The following is a 17038-nucleotide window of genomic DNA, read 5'->3' as shown; positions in this document are numbered from 1 at the left end:
CGCCCGCTGGGCATCAGTCAGTGACAACGGCGGAATCTTCGGACCCGGACGACTCATACCGAACCAACGACAAACCTCCGACTCAGGTCACTAGCGCCTGCGGCGGTGGAGGGCCACGGCGGCGGCCGTGCCGCCCGCCACCGCGCCGACACCGGCCGCGGCCGGGATGCCGATGCGGGCCGCCTTGCGGCCGGTGCGGTAGTCGCGCAGCCGCCAGCCCCGCTCGCGGGCGTGTTTGCGCAGCTGCCCGTCGGGGTTCACGGCGTACGGGTGGCCGACGATCGACAGCATGGGGATGTCGTTGGAGGAGTCGCTGTACGCCGCGCAGCGGCTCAGGTCCAGCCCCTCGGCCGCCGCCAGCGCCCGTACGGCCTCCGCCTTCGCGGGGCCGTGCAGCGGTTCGCCGACCAGTTTGCCGGTGTACACGCCGCCGACGGACTCGGCCACCGTCCCCAGGGCCCCGGTCAGTCCGAGCCGCCGGGCGATGATCGTGGCGGTCTCGACGGGGGCCGCGGTCACCAGCCACACCCGCTGCCCGGCGTCCAGGTGGGCCTGGGCGAGGGCGCGGGTGCCGGGCCAGATGCGGTCGGCCATGTACTCGTCGTAGATCTCCTCGCCGATCGACATCAGCTCGGCGACCCGGTGGCCCTTGACGATCGACAGCGCGCTGCTGCGCACGTCCTCCATGTGGGCCGGGTCCTCGACCCCGGCCATCCGGAACCACGTCTGCTGCCAGGCGAAGCGGGCCAGTTCGCGTTTGCGGAAGAAATGCCGCTTGTAGAGGCCGCGGCCGAAGTGGAAGAGCGCGGCGCCCTGCATGACCGTGTTGTCCAGGTCGAAGAAGGCGGCCGCCTGCTCGTCCCCGACCACGGGGAACTCCGGCTCGGCGGCGGTCTGTGGCGGGGGAGTCTCGGCCGACGACTTGCGTGCCGCCTCGGCCGATGCCTCTCCGGCGAGGACGCTCCGCTCCGTGGCGGATTGTCGACGTCGGGTGAACCATCCCAGTGCGGCCATGGAGCGAGCATAGCCACGCCCGCGGTGCTTCCCGTTACGCCCGGGTGTCGCGCGGATTCAGGTTACGCGAAAGGGGGCCGGGCGCGGACGGCCGAGAGCGGCCGGTGGCCGACGTCAGCCGCCGAGGGCGGCGCGCAGCCGCTTCGGGTCGACCCGCCAGAAGTCGTGCTGGGCGCCGTCGACGAGGATCACCGGGATCTGCTCCCAGTACGCGCGGTACAGCTCCTCGTCCTGGGTGATGTCCTTCTTCTCCCAGGGGGTGCCCAGCTCGCCGCAGATCTTCTCGATCACGGCCTCGGCGTCCTCGCAGAGGTGACAGTCGGGCTTGCCGATCAGTGTCACCGTGCGCTCGCTGGGCTTCTTGCGGGGGCTACGGCGCAACAGCGGACTCATGGCCCCATTGTGCGCCCCGTCTCCTGTGCGCCTCGTCCCAGGCTCTCCCGGTGAGTTCGGCGGCGGGCGCCGGGCCGGTTTACGATCGTGGGCGATTTGTTGCTGTCCGGGGGGAAAGCGGTGAGGAGTGAGGGCCCGTGCTCCCCTCGGCGTCCCAGTGGTGCGCGCGCTTCCATGGGGAACGGTGCGACGCTGGTGGTGGTTCCGTGGCCAGGTCGAAAAGGTGCGTGACACCGGTCACTTTGCTCGGACAAAGCGGACACCATCTTTGTGCACGCGTTCACAAAGACATAGCCTGGCGTCGATGGGGCGGCCTCACGCCATTCGGCCGCCCGCAGCCCCGCTCTACCCGCAGGAGCACCGTGGCAACTGGCCGAACTCACCGACCGGCGACCCGAAGCCGAGGAATCCCCGAGGCCACCGTCGCCCGGCTACCGCTGTATCTGCGCGCCCTGACCGCGCTCTCCGAGCGTTCGGTGCCCACGGTGTCCTCAGAGGAACTCGCGACCGCCGCCGGGGTCAATTCGGCCAAGCTGCGCAAGGACTTCTCGTACCTCGGCTCGTACGGCACCCGGGGTGTCGGCTACGACGTGGAGTACCTCGTCTATCAGATCTCGCGGGAGCTCGGCCTCACCCAGGACTGGCCGGTCGTGATCGTCGGTATCGGCAACCTCGGCGCCGCGCTCGCCAACTACGGCGGCTTCGCCTCCCGTGGCTTCCGGGTCGCCGCGCTGATCGACGCCGATCCGGCGATGGCCGGGAAGCCGGTCGCGGGGATCGCGGTGCAGCACACCGACGAGCTCGAGAAGATCATCGACGACAACGGGGTCTCGATCGGCGTCATCGCCACCCCGGCCGGTGCCGCCCAGCAGGTCTGTGACCGCCTCGTCGCGGCCGGGATCACCTCGATCCTGAACTTCGCGCCCACCGTGCTGTCCGTTCCGGAGGGTGTGGACGTCCGTAAGGTCGACCTCTCGATCGAGCTGCAGATCCTCGCCTTCCATGAGCAGCGCAAGGCGGGCGAGGAGGCCACCCCGCCCGAGCGGGAGACGGCCGGAACCGGTGAGCCGGGTGTCGCCACGACGCCCAAGCGGCCCTCCGCCGCCACGGACCGCCCCGCCGCCGGTGCGTCCGGCGACGGCAGCCGGCAGGGACCTGACGGGGATGTGCCCGCCGTGATGCCGGCATGAGTCTCCTCGTCGTCGGAATGAGTCACCGCAGCGCGCCCGTGAGCGTGCTGGAGCGCGCCGCCCTGGTGGGGGACGGGCAGGCGAAGCTGCTGCAGGACACGCTCGCCGCCGATCCGGCCACCGAGGCCGCGGTGCTGGCCACCTGCAACCGGATCGAGCTGTACGCCGATGTGGACAAGTTCCACGCCGGAGTGGCCGAACTGTCCACCCTGATCGCCCAGCACACCGGTGTCGGCCTGGACGAGCTGACCCCGTACCTCTACGTCCACTACGAGGACCGGGCCGTCCACCACCTCTTCTCGGTGGCCTGCGGGCTGGACTCGATGGTCGTCGGAGAGGGCCAGATCCTCGGCCAGATCAAGGACGCGCTCGCGCTCGGCCAGGAGCTGCACACCGCGGGCCGGATGCTGAACGACCTGTTCCAGCAGGCGCTGCGGGTCGGCAAGCGGGCGCACAGCGAGACCGGGATCGACAAGGCCGGGCAGTCGCTGGTGACCTTCGGCCTGGAGCAGCTGGCCGGGGGCGAGCCGGTGGCGGCGTGGGCGGCCGGGAAGCGTGCGCTGGTGATCGGCGCCGGATCGATGTCCTCGCTGGCCGCGACGACCCTGGCGCGCGCCGGTGTGGCAGAACTGGTGATCGCCAACAGGACGTTGGAGCGGGCCCTGCGGCTCGCCGAGTCGCTCGCGGGTCAGCACGCCGGGCTGGGCGCTGACGTCGCCGTCGCCGACCGGGCGGCCGACGCCGCGCGCGAGGCCGCCCCGGAGCGGCGGCCCGGGCTGATCGCCCGCGCCGTGCCGCGTGACCGGGTCGGGGGCGAGCTGCCGCACGCCGACATCGTCGTCTCCTGTACGGGCGCGACCGGCCTGGTACTGACCGAGGAGGATCTGCGCACCGCCCTCAGCCAGCGGGCGGGCTGCCCCTCCGGCGGGCGCGACGCCACCGTCTCGCTGCTGGATCTGGCGATGCCGCGCGACATAGACGCGGCGGCGCACCGGATCGAGGGGCTGCGGCTGGTCGACATCGAGTCCCTCGCCGAGGCGGCCGCCACCCCTGACGACGACTCGGGCCCCTCCGCGGGCGCGCTGGCCGCCGATGTCGACACGGTCCGCGGAATCGTCTCCGCCGAGGTGTCCGCCTTCGGGGCGGCCCAGCGCGCCGCGCACATCACGCCGACGGTGGTCGCGCTGCGTACCATGGCGGCAGATGTCGTCGCGAGTGAGATCGCCCGGCTCGACGGACGCCTGCCCGATCTGGACGACAAGCAGCGCTCGGAGATCACCCAGACCGTGCGCCGGGTCGTCGACAAGCTGCTGCACGCGCCCACCGTGCGGGTCAAGGAGCTGGCGAGCACCCCGGGCGGCGCGGGATACGCGGACGCGCTGCGCGAGCTCTTCGACCTCGACCCCCAGGCGGTTGCCGCCGTCAGCCGGGCCGACACCAGCGGCTCGGGCCCGGCGGCCGCCGCCGAACCGAACGACCCGAAGGGAGGCCGGGCATGACCGCCCCCGCCACCCCGCTGCGGCTGGGGACCCGCCGCAGCGCGCTCGCCAAGGCCCAGTCCGGCCTGATAGCCGCCGCGGTGCGCGAGCTGACCGGCCGCCCCGTCGAGCTGGTCGAGATCACGACGTACGGGGACGTCTCGCGCGAGCACCTGGCGCAGATCGGCGGCACCGGCGTCTTCGTCTCGGCGCTGCGCGAGGCGCTGCTGGGCGGCGAGATCGACTTCGCCGTCCACTCGCTGAAGGACCTGCCGACCGCCGAGCCCGAGGGTCTGACGCCGGCCGCGATACCGCGGCGCGAGGACCCGCGGGACGCGCTCATCGCGCGCGACGGCCTCACCTTCAAACAGCTGCCGCCCGGCGCCCGGATAGGTACCGGATCGCCGCGCCGCGCCGCGCAGCTGAACGCCTGGGCGCGCTCGTTCGGGCTCGATGTCGAGACGGTGCCGATCCGCGGCAACGTCGGCACCCGGATCGGCTACGTCCGCTCCGGTGAACTGGACGCCGTGGTGCTCGCCGCCGCCGGGCTGATCCGCCTCGGGCGGATCGGCGAGGCGACCGAGCTCCTCGACGCCGACCATGTTTTGCCCGCCCCCGGCCAGGGGGCCCTGGCAGTCGAATGTGCCGCGGCCGACGCGGAGATGACTGCCCTGCTCGCCGGACTCGACGACCCGCACACGCGGGCCGCCGTGACCGCCGAGCGTTCCCTGCTCGCCGCCCTGGAGGCCGGCTGCAGCGCACCTGTGGGGGCGCTGGCCGACCTGTTGGGCGACGGTCAGGTTGTCACCGAAATGCGCCTGCGCGGCGTCGTCGGCACGACCGACGGCTCGACGCTGGTGCAGCTGTCCACCACCGGTCCCGTACCCGCGTCGCCCGACAAGGCCGCGGACCTCGGTCGCGAACTCGCCACCGAGATGCTTGCCAAGGGTGCGGCCGGTCTTATGGGGGAGCGAGCACTTTGAACCCCAACGCCCCTAATCACCCCGGCTGCGGGCACGTCACCTTCCTCGGTGCCGGCCCAGGAGATCCGGGCCTACTGACGCTGCGTGCCGTGGAGGCACTGGCCGCCGCGGACGTGCTGATCGCCGACCCGCAGGTGCTCGACGTGGTGCGTACGCACGTCAGGCCGGGCGTGGCCGCGGAGGCTCAAGGCACGCCGGGGCAGGCCCCTGATGCGTCGTCAGGAACCGCCGAGGTCCCGGTACTCCGGGACAGCACCAATCTTGTCATGGCGGCCGCGCGCGGCGGCAAGCGGGTCGTCCGCGCGGTCGCGGGCGATCCCGGCCTCGACGGGAACGCCGCCGACGAGATGCTCGCGTGCGCCGCCGAGGGCATCGTCTTCGAGGTGGTCCCCGGTGTCGCGTCCGCGGTGGGCGTGCCCGCCTACGCGGGTGTGCCGCTGCGGGACTCCCAGGGCGCCGACGTGCGCTTCGTGGACGCCCGCAGCGCCGATGAGCGCTGCTGGAGCGAGGTCGGCTCGTCCGACGCGACGGCCGTCGTCTCCGCCACCCTGGAGACGGTCGCGGCCGCCGCGGGCGAGCTGGTGTCCGCGGGCCGCAAGCCGGACACCCCGCTGACGGTCACCGTCGCCGGTACGACCACCCGGCAGCGCACCTGGACGGCGACGCTCGGCACGATCGCGCAGGTGCTGAAGTCCGCGAAGGTGCTGCCGTCGCCGCAGGGCTCGCAGCCCGTGATAGCGGTCGTCGGCGAGAGCGGCGCGGCCGAGCGGCGCGATCAGCTGTCCTGGTTCGAGTCCAAGCCGCTGTTCGGCTGGAAGGTCCTGGTGCCGCGCACCAAGGAGCAGGCCGCCTCGCTCTCGGACCAGCTGCGCAGCTACGGCGCGGTGCCCAGCGAGGTGCCGACGATCGCCGTCGAGCCGCCGCGTACTCCGCAGCAGATGGAGCGCGCGGTCAAGGGCCTGGTCACCGGTCGCTACGAGTGGATCGCCTTCACCTCGGTCAACGCGGTCAAGGCGGTGCGCGAGAAGTTCGAGGAGTACGGGCTCGACGCCCGCGCGTTCGCCGGGATCAAGGTCGCGGCGGTGGGCGAGCAGACCGCCAAGTCGCTGATCGAATTCGGTGTGAAGCCGGATCTGGTGCCCAGCGGTGAGCAGTCCGCGGCCGGGCTGCTGGAGGACTGGCCGCCGTACGACCCGGTCTTCGACCCGATCGACCGGGTGTTCCTGCCGCGTGCCGACATCGCCACCGAGACCCTGGTCGCCGGGCTGATCGAGCTGGGCTGGGAGGTCGACGACGTCACCGCGTACCGCACCGTGCGCGCCTCGCCGCCGCCGGCCGAGACCCGTGAGGCGATCAAGGGCGGCGGGTTCGACGCGGTGCTGTTCACCTCGTCGTCCACCGTGCGGAACCTCGTCGGCATCGCGGGCAAGCCGCACAACGTCACTGTCATCGCCTGTATCGGCCCGGCCACCGCGAAGACCGCGGAGGAGCACGGCCTGCGGGTGGACGTGCTGTCGCCCGAGCCCTCGGTGCTCAAGCTGGCCGAGGCGCTCGCGGACTTCGGCGCGGCGCGGCGCCAGGCCGCGGTCGAGGCCGGGGACCCGGTCACCCGCCCGAGTGAGCGACGGCCCGGATCGCGAAGGAGGGCACGCTCGTGAGCACGAGGTACGGCAGCTTCCCGGACGCCCGGCCGCGCCGGCTGCGCACCACGCCGGCGATGCGGCGCATGGTCGCCGAGACCCGGCTGCACCCGGCCGAGCTGATCCTGCCCGCGTTCGTGCGGGAGGGCGTGAGCGAGCCGGTGCCGCTGCAGTCGATGCCGGGCGTCCTCCAGCACACCCGGGACTCCCTGCGGAAGGCCGCGGCCGAGGCGGTCGCGGCGGGCATCGGCGGGATCATGCTGTTCGGGGTGCCGGAGGACGCCAAGAAGGACGCCGTCGGCACCCCCGGCACCGACCCGGACGGCATTCTCCAGGTCGCCATCCGGGACGTGCGCGCCGAGGTCGGCGACGACCTGGTGATCATGTCCGACCTGTGCCTGGACGAGCACACCGACCACGGCCACTGCGGCGTCCTGGACGCCGAGGGCCGGATCGACAACGACGCCACCCTGGAGCGCTACGCCGAGATGGCCCGCGCCCAGGCCGACGCGGGCGTCCACACGGTCGGCCCGAGCGGCATGATGGACGGCCAGGTCGGCGTGATCCGCGAGGCCCTGGACGGTGCCGGGTACCAGGACGTGTCGATCCTCGCCTACACCGCCAAGTACGCCTCCGCCTTCTACGGCCCGTTCCGCGAGGCGGTCGGCTCGTCGCTGAAGGGCGACCGCAAGACGTACCAGCAGGACCCGCCGAATGCCCGCGAGTCCCTGCGCGAGCTGGAGCTGGACCTGGCCGAGGGCGCCGACATGGTCATGGTGAAGCCCGCGCTGCCGTACCTGGACATCCTGCGGCGGATCGCGGACGCGGTGGACGTGCCGGTGGCCGCGTACCAGATCTCCGGCGAGTACGCGATGGTCGAGTCGGCCGCCGCCAACGGCTGGATCGACCGCGACCGCGCCATCATGGAGACCCTGACCTCCATCCGCCGCGCGGGCGCGGGGATGATCCTCACCTACTGGGCAACGGAGGTCGCGCAGCGGCTGAACCGCGGCGAGTAGTTCACCGAGCACAGCGGGACGGGCCGGATCCACGCGGATCCGGCCCGTCCGCGTGCGCGCATCCGGCTCATGCCGGTGAGCCCGGCCCGTCCGTGGGGCGCGGGGCGCGGCCTGCGGCGAAGGTGACGACGAGGTCGGCGGTGTCGCGGCCCGGGGTGACGCGGCGGGCGTTGGCCTCGTCGGAGGTGAGGACCCAGCGTTGGGCCTCGGCGGGGGCCTTGCCGAAGCGCTCGTGGCGGTCGATCAGCCGCCGTACCCGCTCCTCGCTGTCCAGCTCGACCCACCAGGTCTCGTCCAACAGGTCGCGGACCGGGCGCCAGGGCGCGTCGTCCAGCAGCAGGTAATTGCCCTCGGTGACGACGAGCGGGACCTCGGGAGCCACCGGGATGGAGCCCGCGATGGGCTGCTCCAGTTCGCGTTCGAAGCCCGGCGCGTACACCGGCTCGCCGGGGCGCGGGTCCGTGAGGCGCCGCAGCAGGGCGGTGTACCCGTACGGGTCGAACGTCTCCGGGGCGCCCTTGCGGTCCAGCAGGCCGAGGCGGCGCAGCTCGACGTCGGCGAGGTGGAAGCCGTCCATCGGGACCAGGACCGCGCGGTCGGGGCCGAGGGCGTCGACCAGGTACGCGGCGAGGGTGGTCTTGCCGGCCCCGGGCGGTCCGGCGATGCCGAGCAGCCGGCGGTGGCCTGAGTCGGCCAGGCGCCGGGCGCGCTCGAGGAGCTGCTCAGGAGTCATGGCGGGCGCTTTCGGGGAGTCCGGTCGGGGCGGGGTCGGTCCGCCGTGTGAGCGTACGCGGCCGTCGGCGGCGGTGGGCGAGCGGCCACCGCCGGACCGGGCTCCCCGCCGCCGCTCAGCGGGCGGCCGTCCAGGAGTGGGCCACGTCCAGGATCACCTTGCCGTCCGACTGGAAGACCCGGAACGGCAGCCGCGCCCGCACCCCGAGGCCGATCTGGGTGTCGCCCTCGAAGCTGGCGGCGTAGCGGGTGTCCCGGAAGGTCCGGTAGCCGGTGACGTCCACGCCCGGCAGCTGCTGCCGGGCCTTGCCCGGGTACGTGCTCCGGCCCGCCTCGTAGTCGTAGCTGGGCGCGCCCACCCGGATGTCGAGGATCGCCCCGCCGTTCACCGGGATCGGCTCCCCGGAGCCGTCCTGGTGCAGCGCGTCGACGTACCGCACGTCGAAGCGCACCCGGTCGGTGGCGGTGGCGCCCTTCACGTCGAAGACCATGCGGTCGAAGCACTCGTGCCGGCCGGTCCTGATGTTCTCCAGCGGCTTGTGGTTGCCGGAGGGCGCCGTCTTCTCGCCGCTGCCCCAGCCGGTCGCGCACGCCGCGGCCGTGCCCGCACCGGTGGCCCGCGCCGCTTCCGCCGTTCCGGCCGTCACCGCCAGTCCGGCGCCTGCCAGCACGAGCGCCGCGAGCGAGGTTCCCCACCGTCGCATGTCCTTACCCCCAAGGGTCTCGATTGACGGATGATGCATGAGGTTTGACGGGCCATGGGGGCCGGGGGTTGTCCCCAATCGGGGAATCTGTCGCAAAGGGGACGGTCGGGGCCTGACATCCCCTACGGGTGGGGATATCCGCAGCGCCCACCGGCCGGGTGACCGGATGGGCACGCGCGTCCCGTTCGGACAGGCTCCTCCCATGCCACTGATGACCGGCAAGACCGCCGCGCTGGCCGTCGCCACCGCCGCCACCGCCTCCGTCCTGGCCACCGTGTCCTCCGCCGACGCGAGCGAGGGCAAGGCCGCGTCGCCGCCCCTCGCCTGGGGGACGTGCGACGGCGAGGACCACGACGCCCGCCAGGAGTGCGCCACGCTCTCCGTGCCGCTGAACTACCACGACCCGGACGGGAAGCGGATCACGCTCGCCGTCTCCCGCGTCCGCAGCGAGCGGCCCGACGCCCGCCGCGGCACGCTGCTGCTGATCCCCGGCGGCCCCGGGGGGTCCGGCCTGAACCGGCCCACCACCTACGGCGAGCGGCTTCCCCAGCCGGTCCGGGACGCCTACGACCTGGTCAGCTTCGATCCGCGCGGATTGGGCGGGTCCACCCACGCGGACTGCGGTCTGGCGGACGAGGACCTGTCCCTGGCCCGCGCCCGCCCCTGGCCCGCGGCCGACGGGGAGATCACGGAGAACGTCGCCACCGCCCGCCGCATCGCCGACGCCTGCGCCCGCAACGGCGGCGATCTGGTGCGCAGCCTCTCCACCGTCAACGAGGCGCGCGACATCGACAGCATCCGCCGGGCGCTCGGCGAGCGGAAACTGTCGGCCTGGGGCACCTCGTACGGGACGTACGTGGGATCCGTGTACGCGCAGCTGTACCCGGAGCGCACCGACCGCTGGGTGCTGGACAGCAACGACGACCCGGACCCGACACGGGTGGAGCGCGGCTGGCTGGCGAACCTCGCGGTCGGGGTCGAGGACAGCTTCCCCGCCTTCGCGACGTTCGCGTCCTCCCTTCCCGAGGCAGAGCGCCTTGCCGACACCCCGGCCGGGGTGCGCCGCGTCGTCCTGGACCTCGCCGCCCGCCTGGACGCCGAGCCGCTGCCCCGGGACGGGGCCGACCAGCCCGCGCTGGACGGCACCATGTTCCGTCAGAGCGTGCTGACAGCCCTGTACTCCCAGAACAACTTCAAGGACCTCGCCCCCTTCATCAAGAGCGTGCGGGACGGCCACGCGCCTGCCGAGACGCCGGGGCGGATGACGCAGGACGCCGCGGCGGTGTCGTACGCGACCCTCTGCAACGACGTGGAGTGGCCGAGGTCGGTCTCGGCTTACGCCCGCGATGTCGCCGCCGGCCGCGCCTCCCACCCGCTCACCGCGGGCATGCCGGTGAACATCACGCCGTGTGCCTTCTGGCCGGACAAGCCCCAGGACAAGCCGGTCCGCATCACCGACCGGGGCCCGTCCAATGTGCTGCTCGTCCAGAACCGCCACGACGTGGCCACCCCCTACAGCGGGGCGCTCAATCTGCGCCGCGCCTTCGGTGACCGGGCGCGGATGGTCGGCGTCGACTCCACGGGGCACGGCGCGGCCTACGTCCCCGCCCCGTACACCAGCTCCTGCGCGGACCGCGCGGTGACGGACTACCTGGTGCGCGGCGAGCGGCCCGCGGGCGATGTGTCCTGTCCGGCGCCGGAGGAAGCGCCGTAAACGGCCGCGCGGCGGTCCCGGTCATGACGACCGGGACCGCCGCGCAGGGCTGTGCGGGGGCACTCAGAGGCGCTCGGGGGTGCGGATGCCCAGCAGGGACATGCCCTGCCGCAGGGTGCGGGCGGTCAGGTCGCACAGGAAGAGCCGGTTCTCGACCTCGGCCGGGCCGCCCTCCGCCTTCAGGACCGGGCACTGGTCGTAGAAGGTGGTGAAGTGCGAGGCCAGCTGGTAGAGATACGCGGCCAGCTTGTGCGGCTCGTACGACGCGGACACCTCGGCCAGCGTCTCCGCGAACTGGTCCGCGTGCAGCCCGAGGGCCCGCTCGGCGGGGGCGAGGGGCAGCTCCGGGTGCGGGACCGGGGCCTGCGTCTCGTCGGCGCGGCGCAGGATGGACTGGATGCGGGCGTACGCGTACTGCAGGTAGACGGAGGTGTCGCCGTTGAGCGAGACCATCTGGTCGAGGTCGAACTTGTAGTCGCGGGAGGCGGAGGTGGACAGGTCGGCGTACTTCACGGCGCCGATGCCCACCTGGCCGCCGCGCTCCAGGATCTCCGCTTCCGTGAGGCCGAGCTTCTCGCTCTTCTCCCGGACCACGGCCGCGGCCCGCTCGGTCGCCTCGTCGAGCAGGTCCTCCAGCCGGACCGTCTCGCCCTCACGGGTCTTGAACGGCTTGCCGTCCTTGCCGAGGACCGTGCCGAAGGCGAGCTGGACGGCGTGCGTCCTCTCGTTGAGCCAGCCGATCCGGCGGGCGGTCTCGAAGACCATCTTGAAGTGCAGCGACTGCCGGGCGTCCACCACGTACAGCAGGGTGTCGGCCTGGAGGTTCTGCACCCGGTCGCGGATCGCGGACAGGTCGGTGGCGGCGTAGCCGAAGCCGCCGTCGGACTTCTGGACGATCAGCGGCACCGGGTTTCCGTCCGGGCCCTTGACGTCGTCGAAGAAGACGCACAGCGCGCCCTCGGAGCGGACCGCGACGCCGGACTCCTCCAGCAGGCGGCAGGTCTCGGCCAGCATGTCGTTGTAACCGGACTCGCCGACCACGTCGGGGTCGTGGATCTCGATGTCGAGCTTGTCGAAGACCGAGTAGAAGTAGATCTTCGACTCGTCCACGAACTTCCGCCACAGGGCGATCGTCTCCTCGTCCCCGGCCTGCAGGTCCACCACCCGCCGCCGGGACCGCTCCTTGAACTCCGGGTCGGAGTCGAAGAGGCCGCGCGCCGCCTTGTAGAGCCGGTTCAGATTGGACATCGCCTCTTCGCCGGAGGCGGCGTCCCGGTGGTCCAGCTCGTGGGGGTGCTCGATCAGGTACTGGATGAGCATGCCGAACTGGGTGCCCCAGTCGCCGATGTGATGGCGCCGGACCACCTTCTCGCCGGTGAACTCCAGGATCCTGACCACCGCGTCGCCGATCACCGCCGAGCGCAGATGGCCGACGTGCATCTCCTTCGCCACGTTCGGCTGGGCGTAGTCGATCACGGTCGTGCCCGCGTCCGCCGCGAACGGGACGCCGAGCCGGTCGTCGGCGGCGCGCGCGGCGAGGGTCGCGGTGATGGCGGAGTCCGCGACGGTGATGTTGAGGAAGCCGGGGCCGGAGACCTTGATGTCGGCGATCACCGGGTCGGGGTCGGCGGAGGACGGGGCGACCGGAAGGCGCTCCACGACCTTGGCGGCCAGCTCGCGCGGATTGCCCTTGAGCTGCTTCGCCAGCGCCAGCAGCCCGTTGGCCTGGAAGTCGGCCCGGTCGCTTCGTCGCAGCAGCGGATCCGCGGAAGCGGCCTCCGGCAGGGCAGCCGTGAGGGCGTTCGCGATGCGCTGGTGGACCGAAGCGGCAAGGGAGGGGACCGAGGCCATGGGTGAGGTGCCGTTCCTATAGAGGGCTGGGTTACCAATCTGGCCACCCCAGTATTTCATGGGCCGTCCAACCCTTTTCCCGAGCTGTGGACAACTTCGCCGTGGATTCCGACAGCCTGTGGGCAGCCCCGAAGGCGCCTCCTCCGTCTGGGACAATGGTCGGTGCCATGACCGCAAGGAAGGAAGTGCCGACCGTGGCTCAGAGCACCGAGACCGACTGGGTCTCCCGTTTCGCGGACGAGGTCATTGCCGAGGCGGAGCGACGCGCGCCCGGCAAACCGATCGTCTGCGCCTCGGGCCTCAGCCCGTCCGGCCCGATCCACCTCGGCAATCTGCGCGAGGTCATGACGCCGCACCTGGTCGCCGACGAGATCCGGCGCCGGGGATACGACTGCGTCCACATCCTGTCCTGGGACGACTACGACCGGTACCGGAAGGTCCCGGCCGGGATCGACCCGTCCTGGTCCGAGCACATCGGCAAGCCACTGACCTCCGTCCCGGCCCCGCCCGGCTCGGCGTACGCGAACTGGGCCGAGCACTTCAAGGCGCCGATGATCGAGGCGCTGCGTGCGATGGGCATCGAGTTCCACGGCATCAGCCAGACCGAGAAGTACACCTCGGGTGCCTACCGCGAGCAGATCCTGCACGCGATGCGCCACCGCGAGCAGATCGACGCCGTGCTCGACCGGTACCGCACGAAGGACAAGCCGGCCCCGAAGAAGCAGCAGCAGAAGCAGCAGAAGCCGGTCGACGAGGCCGAGCTGGAGGCCGCCGAGGGCTCGGGCGCGGCCGCCGAGGACGACGGCAGCGCGGGCGCCGCCGGGTACTACCCGTACAAGCCGTACTGCTCGGTCTGCGAGCGCGATCTGACGACCGTGACCTCGTACGACGACGAGACCACCGAGCTGGCCTACACCTGCGCCTGCGGCCACGGCGAGACCGTCCTGCTCAGCGAGCACGACCGCGGCAAGCTGGTCTGGAAGGTCGACTGGCCGATGCGCTGGGCCTACGAGGGCGTCGTCTTCGAGCCCTCCGGCGTCGACCACTCCTCGCCGGGCTCGTCCTACGTGGTCGGCGGGCAGATCGTGCGCGAGGTCTTCGGCGGCGACCAGCCGATCGGCCCGATGTACGCGTTCGTCGGCATCAGCGGCATGGCCAAGATGTCCTCCTCCAAGGGCGGCGTGCCGACCCCGGCCGACGCGCTGGAGATCATGGAGGCGCCGCTGCTGCGCTGGCTGTACGCGCGCCGCAGGCCGAACCAGTCCTTCAAGATCGCCTTCGATCAGGAGATCCAGCGCACCTACGACGAGTGGGACGCCCTGGAGCGCAAGATCAACGACGGTTCGGCGCAGCCCGCGGACGCCGCCGCGTACAGCCGCGCGACCGGCACCGCCACCGGTGAGCTGCCCCGCACCCCGCGCCCGCTGCCGTACCGGATGCTCGCCTCCGTGGTGGACATCACCACCGGGCACGACGAGCAGACGCTGCGCATCCTCAGCGAGCTGGACCCGGCGAACCCGGTGAAGTCCCTGGACGAGACGCGGCCGCGGCTCGACCGGGCCGAGCGCTGGATCACCACCCAGGTCCCGGCCGAGCAGCGCACCCGGGTCCGGGAGGAGCCGGACACCGAGCTGCTGGCCTCGCTCGGCGAGACCGAGCGCGCGTCGCTGCGGCTGCTGCTCGACGGGCTGGACGAGCACTGGTCGCTCGACGGGCTGACGACGCTGGTGTACGGCGTGCCGAAGCTCCAGGCCGGGCTGTCGGCGGACGCCAAGCCGACGCCGGAGCTGAAGGTCGCGCAGCGGGCGTTCTTCGCGCTGCTCTACCAGCTGCTGGTCGGGCGGGACACCGGGCCGCGGCTGCCCACCCTGCTGCTCGCGGTGGGGGCGGACCGGGTGCGCAAGCTGCTCGCGGCCTGAGCCGGGAGATCCCCGAGCCGGGCGGGCCGCACGCCCGCCCGGCCTCGTCCAGGGAGCGTGGGGCCTACGGGATGTGCTCCGCCTGCATCTCCGTGCGGTAGCGGTCCTTGTAGTCGTTCACGTAGCCGGACAGCTCGGCGTTGCTGAGGTCGGCCACGCCGTACGCCTCCCGCAGCCGCTGCCCGAACTGGTACGCGGAGGGGAAGCGCCCGTTGTCGGCGAGGTACTGGCGGTAGGTCGCGTAGAACACGTCGTCGCGCGGCACGTCGTCCGGCATCGCCGCGGCGGCGGGCGCCTCCGGCTGCTCGTGCTCGACGTACGGCTGCTCCTGGCCGCGCTGCTCCTGGCCGCGCTGCTCCGGGACGTACGCGCCCTGCGCGGTCCCCATGCCCTGCCCGCCGAGCTGGCGGACCCGGCCGGGCCCGACCGGGACGGTGACCTGCGGCTGACCGGGCTGACCGGGCTGCTGTTCCTGCTGCGCCGGATGGTGGGAGGCGGCGGGGTCGTACGGGACGGCGCCCCGGCCGTCGTGGTCCTGCGCCGTCGGCTGCTGGTAGACCGGCAGCGGCAGCGACAGGGGCAGCTCCTGCGGCTGCTGGGGCTGCTGCGGCTGTGCCTGCTGCGGGTGCTGCTGCCCGGGACCGGCGGCGAAGCCGGTGCCGTCGGGCGCGCCGTAGCCGCCCTGCGGCATCCCCGGGTACGCCATGTCCGGCGTCCGCCCGGCCCCGCTCCCCGGGGCGCCCGGCGTGCCCGAGGGCAGCGCGGCCGGGGAGAAGGCGCTCGCTTCCAGCCCGGCCGCCTCGAGGCCCGCCGGGGCGGTGTCGGACAGCGGCACCCCGTAGCGCGCCAGCCGCAGCGGCATCAGCGCCTCCACCGGGGCCTTGCGGCGCCACTGCCGCCCGTAGCGGGCCTGCAGCCGGGTCTGGTAGACCAGCCGGTCCTGCTCCAGCTGGATGACCTCGTCGTAGCTGCGCAGCTCCCACAGCTTCATCCGGCGCCACAGCCGGAAGGTCGGGAGCGGCGCCAGCAGCCAGCGGACGAGGCGGACCGACTCCATGTGCCGGTCGGCGGTGATGTCGGCGATCCGGCCGATCGCGTGCCGGGCGGCCTCGACGGAGACCACGAAGAGCACCGGGATGACGGCGTGCATGCCGACGCCGATCGGGTCCGGCCAGGCGGCGGCGCCGTTGAAGGCGATGGTGGCCGCGGTCAGCATCCACGCCGTCTGGCGCAGCAGGGGGAAGGGGATGCGGATCCAGGTCAGCAGCAGATCCAGGGCCAGCAGGACGCAGATCCCGGCGTCGATCCCGATGGGGAAGACGTTGGAGAAGGCGCCGAAGCCCTTCTTCTCGGCGAGGTCGCGGACCGCGGAGTAGGACCCCGCGAAACCGATCGCGGCGATCACCACCGCCCCGGCGACGACCACGCCGACGAGTATTCGATGCGTTCGTGTCAGTTGCATCGCGGCCACCCGCGATCCCTCCCCGTCCTTGGCGATAAGCCTTGGCATGCAGCGCGCCCAGGGTCGCATACACGTCAAGCGCCCCGGACGGGAAGGGTGCGGCGTGGACGGCTGGGCCCGCCGTCCTAGGAGTCCTTCGAGTCCTTCGAGTCCTTGGAATCCTTGGACGGCTCGGCGGACTTGGAACCGCCGGAAGCCGGGGACTCCTGGCCGCCGCCGGCGCCCTTGGTGCCCTTCTCGACGGAGTCGACGACCTCCTTGGCCGCGGACTTGGCGTCCTCCATCAGCTTGGTGGCGTCCGGCGTCTTCTCGGTCTCGTAGCCGGCGCCGTCGTACTCGATGGTGATCACGACGTTGGCGGTCCGGGCGACGACGGTCTGGTTCCGGAAGTCGTCGCCGTCCTTCTTCTCCTCGGTACGGACGGTGGTCGCCGCGTCACCGACGGCCGCCTGCTCGGTCTTGGGGTTCTTCACCCCGTCCGCGGAGGAGGCCTTGCTCGCCTGCTGGGTGGCGTACTCCTGGGCGCGCTTGTCACCGGCGCCGAGACCCGCGTCGGAGGAGAAGAGCTTCAGGGAGAGGGACAGTGAGCGGTACTTGAAGCCGTCGAGGCCGCTCCACAGACAGGTGGCGGACGTGTTGGTGTCGGACGAGGGGAGGGCCTTGCCCTTCTTGGTCTTCGCCTTGGGCACCAGCTTGTCGATGGTCTTGCCCGACAGGGCCGAGCACACATCGGGGAGCTTGCTGAACTTTGCCGCCGCGACGGACGGCGAGGCACTGGGTGAGGAGGGTCTCGACGAACCCTCCGCGTCCTTTTTGTCCTCGGAGCCGGAGGAGCAGCCGGCGACGAGCATGACCGGCACGGTCGCGCAGGCGAGTATTCGGGCGAGTCGCGGGGCTGAACGGTGCATGGTTCCTTCGCTCAATCTCTGTCGATGGGCG

The 17038-nt window shown here is 72.3% G+C and carries 14 protein-coding genes; 7 read left to right on the top strand and 7 right to left on the bottom strand.

Going from position 1 to position 17038, the window contains the following annotated elements:
* Positions 1 to 90: 90 nt before the first annotated feature.
* Both ABZ562_RS29095 and ABZ562_RS29090 read right to left on the bottom strand, forming a co-directional pair.
* A complete protein-coding gene (locus ABZ562_RS29095; protein WP_055555871.1) occupies positions 91 to 1014 on the bottom strand; it encodes an HAD-IB family hydrolase in 924 nt (307 codons plus the stop codon).
* A gap of 114 nt (positions 1015 to 1128) precedes the next feature.
* Positions 1129 to 1407 (bottom strand): glutaredoxin family protein, encoded by a 279-nt coding sequence (locus ABZ562_RS29090; protein WP_361485168.1) that lies wholly within the window; start codon positions 1405 to 1407, stop codon positions 1129 to 1131.
* Between the two features lie 362 nt (positions 1408 to 1769).
* Between ABZ562_RS29090 and ABZ562_RS29085 the strand changes: the two genes are divergently transcribed.
* From ABZ562_RS29085 to hemB, 5 genes are read left to right on the top strand one after another with little or no spacing between them, the layout of a single operon-like run.
* A complete protein-coding gene (locus tag ABZ562_RS29085) occupies positions 1770 to 2597 on the top strand; it encodes a redox-sensing transcriptional repressor Rex (RefSeq protein WP_361485167.1) in 828 nt (275 codons plus the stop codon).
* Entirely contained in the window at positions 2594 to 4096 is a 1503-nt protein-coding gene (hemA, locus tag ABZ562_RS29080) for a glutamyl-tRNA reductase (RefSeq protein WP_361485165.1), read from the top strand. The genes ABZ562_RS29085 and hemA overlap by 4 nt, the downstream gene beginning before the upstream one ends.
* On the top strand, positions 4093 to 5058 hold the full coding sequence (hemC, locus tag ABZ562_RS29075; protein WP_361485163.1) for a hydroxymethylbilane synthase: 966 nt from the start codon (positions 4093 to 4095) through the stop codon (positions 5056 to 5058). The genes hemA and hemC overlap by 4 nt, the downstream gene beginning before the upstream one ends.
* Positions 5055 to 6716 carry a bifunctional uroporphyrinogen-III C-methyltransferase/uroporphyrinogen-III synthase gene (locus ABZ562_RS29070; protein ID WP_361485161.1) on the top strand — a complete coding sequence of 554 codons (1662 nt, stop codon included), beginning with the start codon at positions 5055 to 5057 and terminating at the stop codon, positions 6714 to 6716. The genes hemC and ABZ562_RS29070 overlap by 4 nt, the downstream gene beginning before the upstream one ends.
* Positions 6713 to 7717 (top strand): porphobilinogen synthase, encoded by a 1005-nt coding sequence (gene hemB / locus ABZ562_RS29065; RefSeq protein ID WP_361485159.1) that lies wholly within the window; start codon positions 6713 to 6715, stop codon positions 7715 to 7717. The genes ABZ562_RS29070 and hemB overlap by 4 nt, the downstream gene beginning before the upstream one ends.
* A 67-nt stretch (positions 7718 to 7784) precedes the next feature.
* On the opposite strand, the gene ABZ562_RS29060 is transcribed toward hemB, so the two are convergent.
* Positions 7785 to 8450: a nucleoside/nucleotide kinase family protein gene (locus ABZ562_RS29060; protein WP_361485157.1), complete on the bottom strand. Its 666-nt coding sequence runs from the start codon at positions 8448 to 8450 to the stop codon at positions 7785 to 7787.
* 115 nt (positions 8451 to 8565) lie between these two features.
* A complete protein-coding gene (locus tag ABZ562_RS29055; protein ID WP_361485155.1) occupies positions 8566 to 9153 on the bottom strand; it encodes a hypothetical protein in 588 nt (195 codons plus the stop codon).
* A gap of 211 nt (positions 9154 to 9364) precedes the next feature.
* Here ABZ562_RS29055 and ABZ562_RS29050 point away from each other — a divergent pair, with 211 nt between their 5' ends.
* Positions 9365 to 10867 (top strand): alpha/beta fold hydrolase, encoded by a 1503-nt coding sequence (locus ABZ562_RS29050; RefSeq protein WP_361485153.1) that lies wholly within the window; start codon positions 9365 to 9367, stop codon positions 10865 to 10867.
* 63 nt (positions 10868 to 10930) lie between these two features.
* On the opposite strand, the gene argS is transcribed toward ABZ562_RS29050, so the two are convergent.
* The gene (gene argS, locus ABZ562_RS29045) at positions 10931 to 12718 is read right to left on the bottom strand and encodes an arginine--tRNA ligase (protein WP_361485151.1); all 1788 of its coding nucleotides are present in this window, start codon (positions 12716 to 12718) and stop codon (positions 10931 to 10933) included.
* Positions 12719 to 12885: 167 nt separating this feature from the next.
* On the opposite strand from argS, the gene lysS reads away from it, so the two are divergent.
* The gene (gene lysS, locus ABZ562_RS29040) at positions 12886 to 14637 is read left to right on the top strand and encodes a lysine--tRNA ligase (RefSeq protein WP_055556155.1); all 1752 of its coding nucleotides are present in this window, start codon (positions 12886 to 12888) and stop codon (positions 14635 to 14637) included.
* A gap of 64 nt (positions 14638 to 14701) precedes the next feature.
* On the opposite strand, the gene ABZ562_RS29035 is transcribed toward lysS, so the two are convergent.
* The gene (locus tag ABZ562_RS29035) at positions 14702 to 16108 is read right to left on the bottom strand and encodes a DUF2637 domain-containing protein (RefSeq protein WP_361485149.1); all 1407 of its coding nucleotides are present in this window, start codon (positions 16106 to 16108) and stop codon (positions 14702 to 14704) included.
* A gap of 116 nt (positions 16109 to 16224) precedes the next feature.
* Positions 16225 to 17007 (bottom strand): hypothetical protein, encoded by a 783-nt coding sequence (locus tag ABZ562_RS29030; protein WP_361485147.1) that lies wholly within the window; start codon positions 17005 to 17007, stop codon positions 16225 to 16227.
* Between the last annotated feature and the right edge of the window lie 31 nt (positions 17008 to 17038).

It is taken from the genome of Streptomyces sp. NPDC019937 (assembly GCF_040631655.1).
Taxonomy (GTDB): Bacteria; Actinomycetota; Actinomycetes; order Streptomycetales; family Streptomycetaceae; genus Streptomyces.
Note: the sequence above shows the minus strand (reverse complement) of the source record. Positions and strands in the feature narration are given on the sequence as shown.

What these genes read in the sequence shown, in the direction of transcription:
- ABZ562_RS29095 (WP_055555871.1), bottom strand. Translation starts at nt 1,014, where the DNA reads ATGGCCGCACTGGGATGGTTCACCCGACGTCGACAATCCGCCACGGAG.
- ABZ562_RS29090 (WP_361485168.1), bottom strand. Translation starts at nt 1,407, where the DNA reads ATGAGTCCGCTGTTGCGCCGTAGCCCCCGCAAGAAGCCCAGCGAGCGC.
- hemA (WP_361485165.1), top strand. Translation starts at nt 2,594, where the DNA reads ATGAGTCTCCTCGTCGTCGGAATGAGTCACCGCAGCGCGCCCGTGAGC.
- hemC (WP_361485163.1), top strand. Translation starts at nt 4,093, where the DNA reads ATGACCGCCCCCGCCACCCCGCTGCGGCTGGGGACCCGCCGCAGCGCG.
- ABZ562_RS29060 (WP_361485157.1), bottom strand. Translation starts at nt 8,450, where the DNA reads ATGACTCCTGAGCAGCTCCTCGAGCGCGCCCGGCGCCTGGCCGACTCA.
- ABZ562_RS29055 (WP_361485155.1), bottom strand. Translation starts at nt 9,153, where the DNA reads ATGCGACGGTGGGGAACCTCGCTCGCGGCGCTCGTGCTGGCAGGCGCC.
- ABZ562_RS29050 (WP_361485153.1), top strand. Translation starts at nt 9,365, where the DNA reads ATGACCGGCAAGACCGCCGCGCTGGCCGTCGCCACCGCCGCCACCGCC.
- argS (WP_361485151.1), bottom strand. Translation starts at nt 12,718, where the DNA reads ATGGCCTCGGTCCCCTCCCTTGCCGCTTCGGTCCACCAGCGCATCGCG.
- lysS (WP_055556155.1), top strand. Translation starts at nt 12,886, where the DNA reads ATGACCGCAAGGAAGGAAGTGCCGACCGTGGCTCAGAGCACCGAGACC.
- ABZ562_RS29030 (WP_361485147.1), bottom strand. Translation starts at nt 17,007, where the DNA reads ATGCACCGTTCAGCCCCGCGACTCGCCCGAATACTCGCCTGCGCGACC.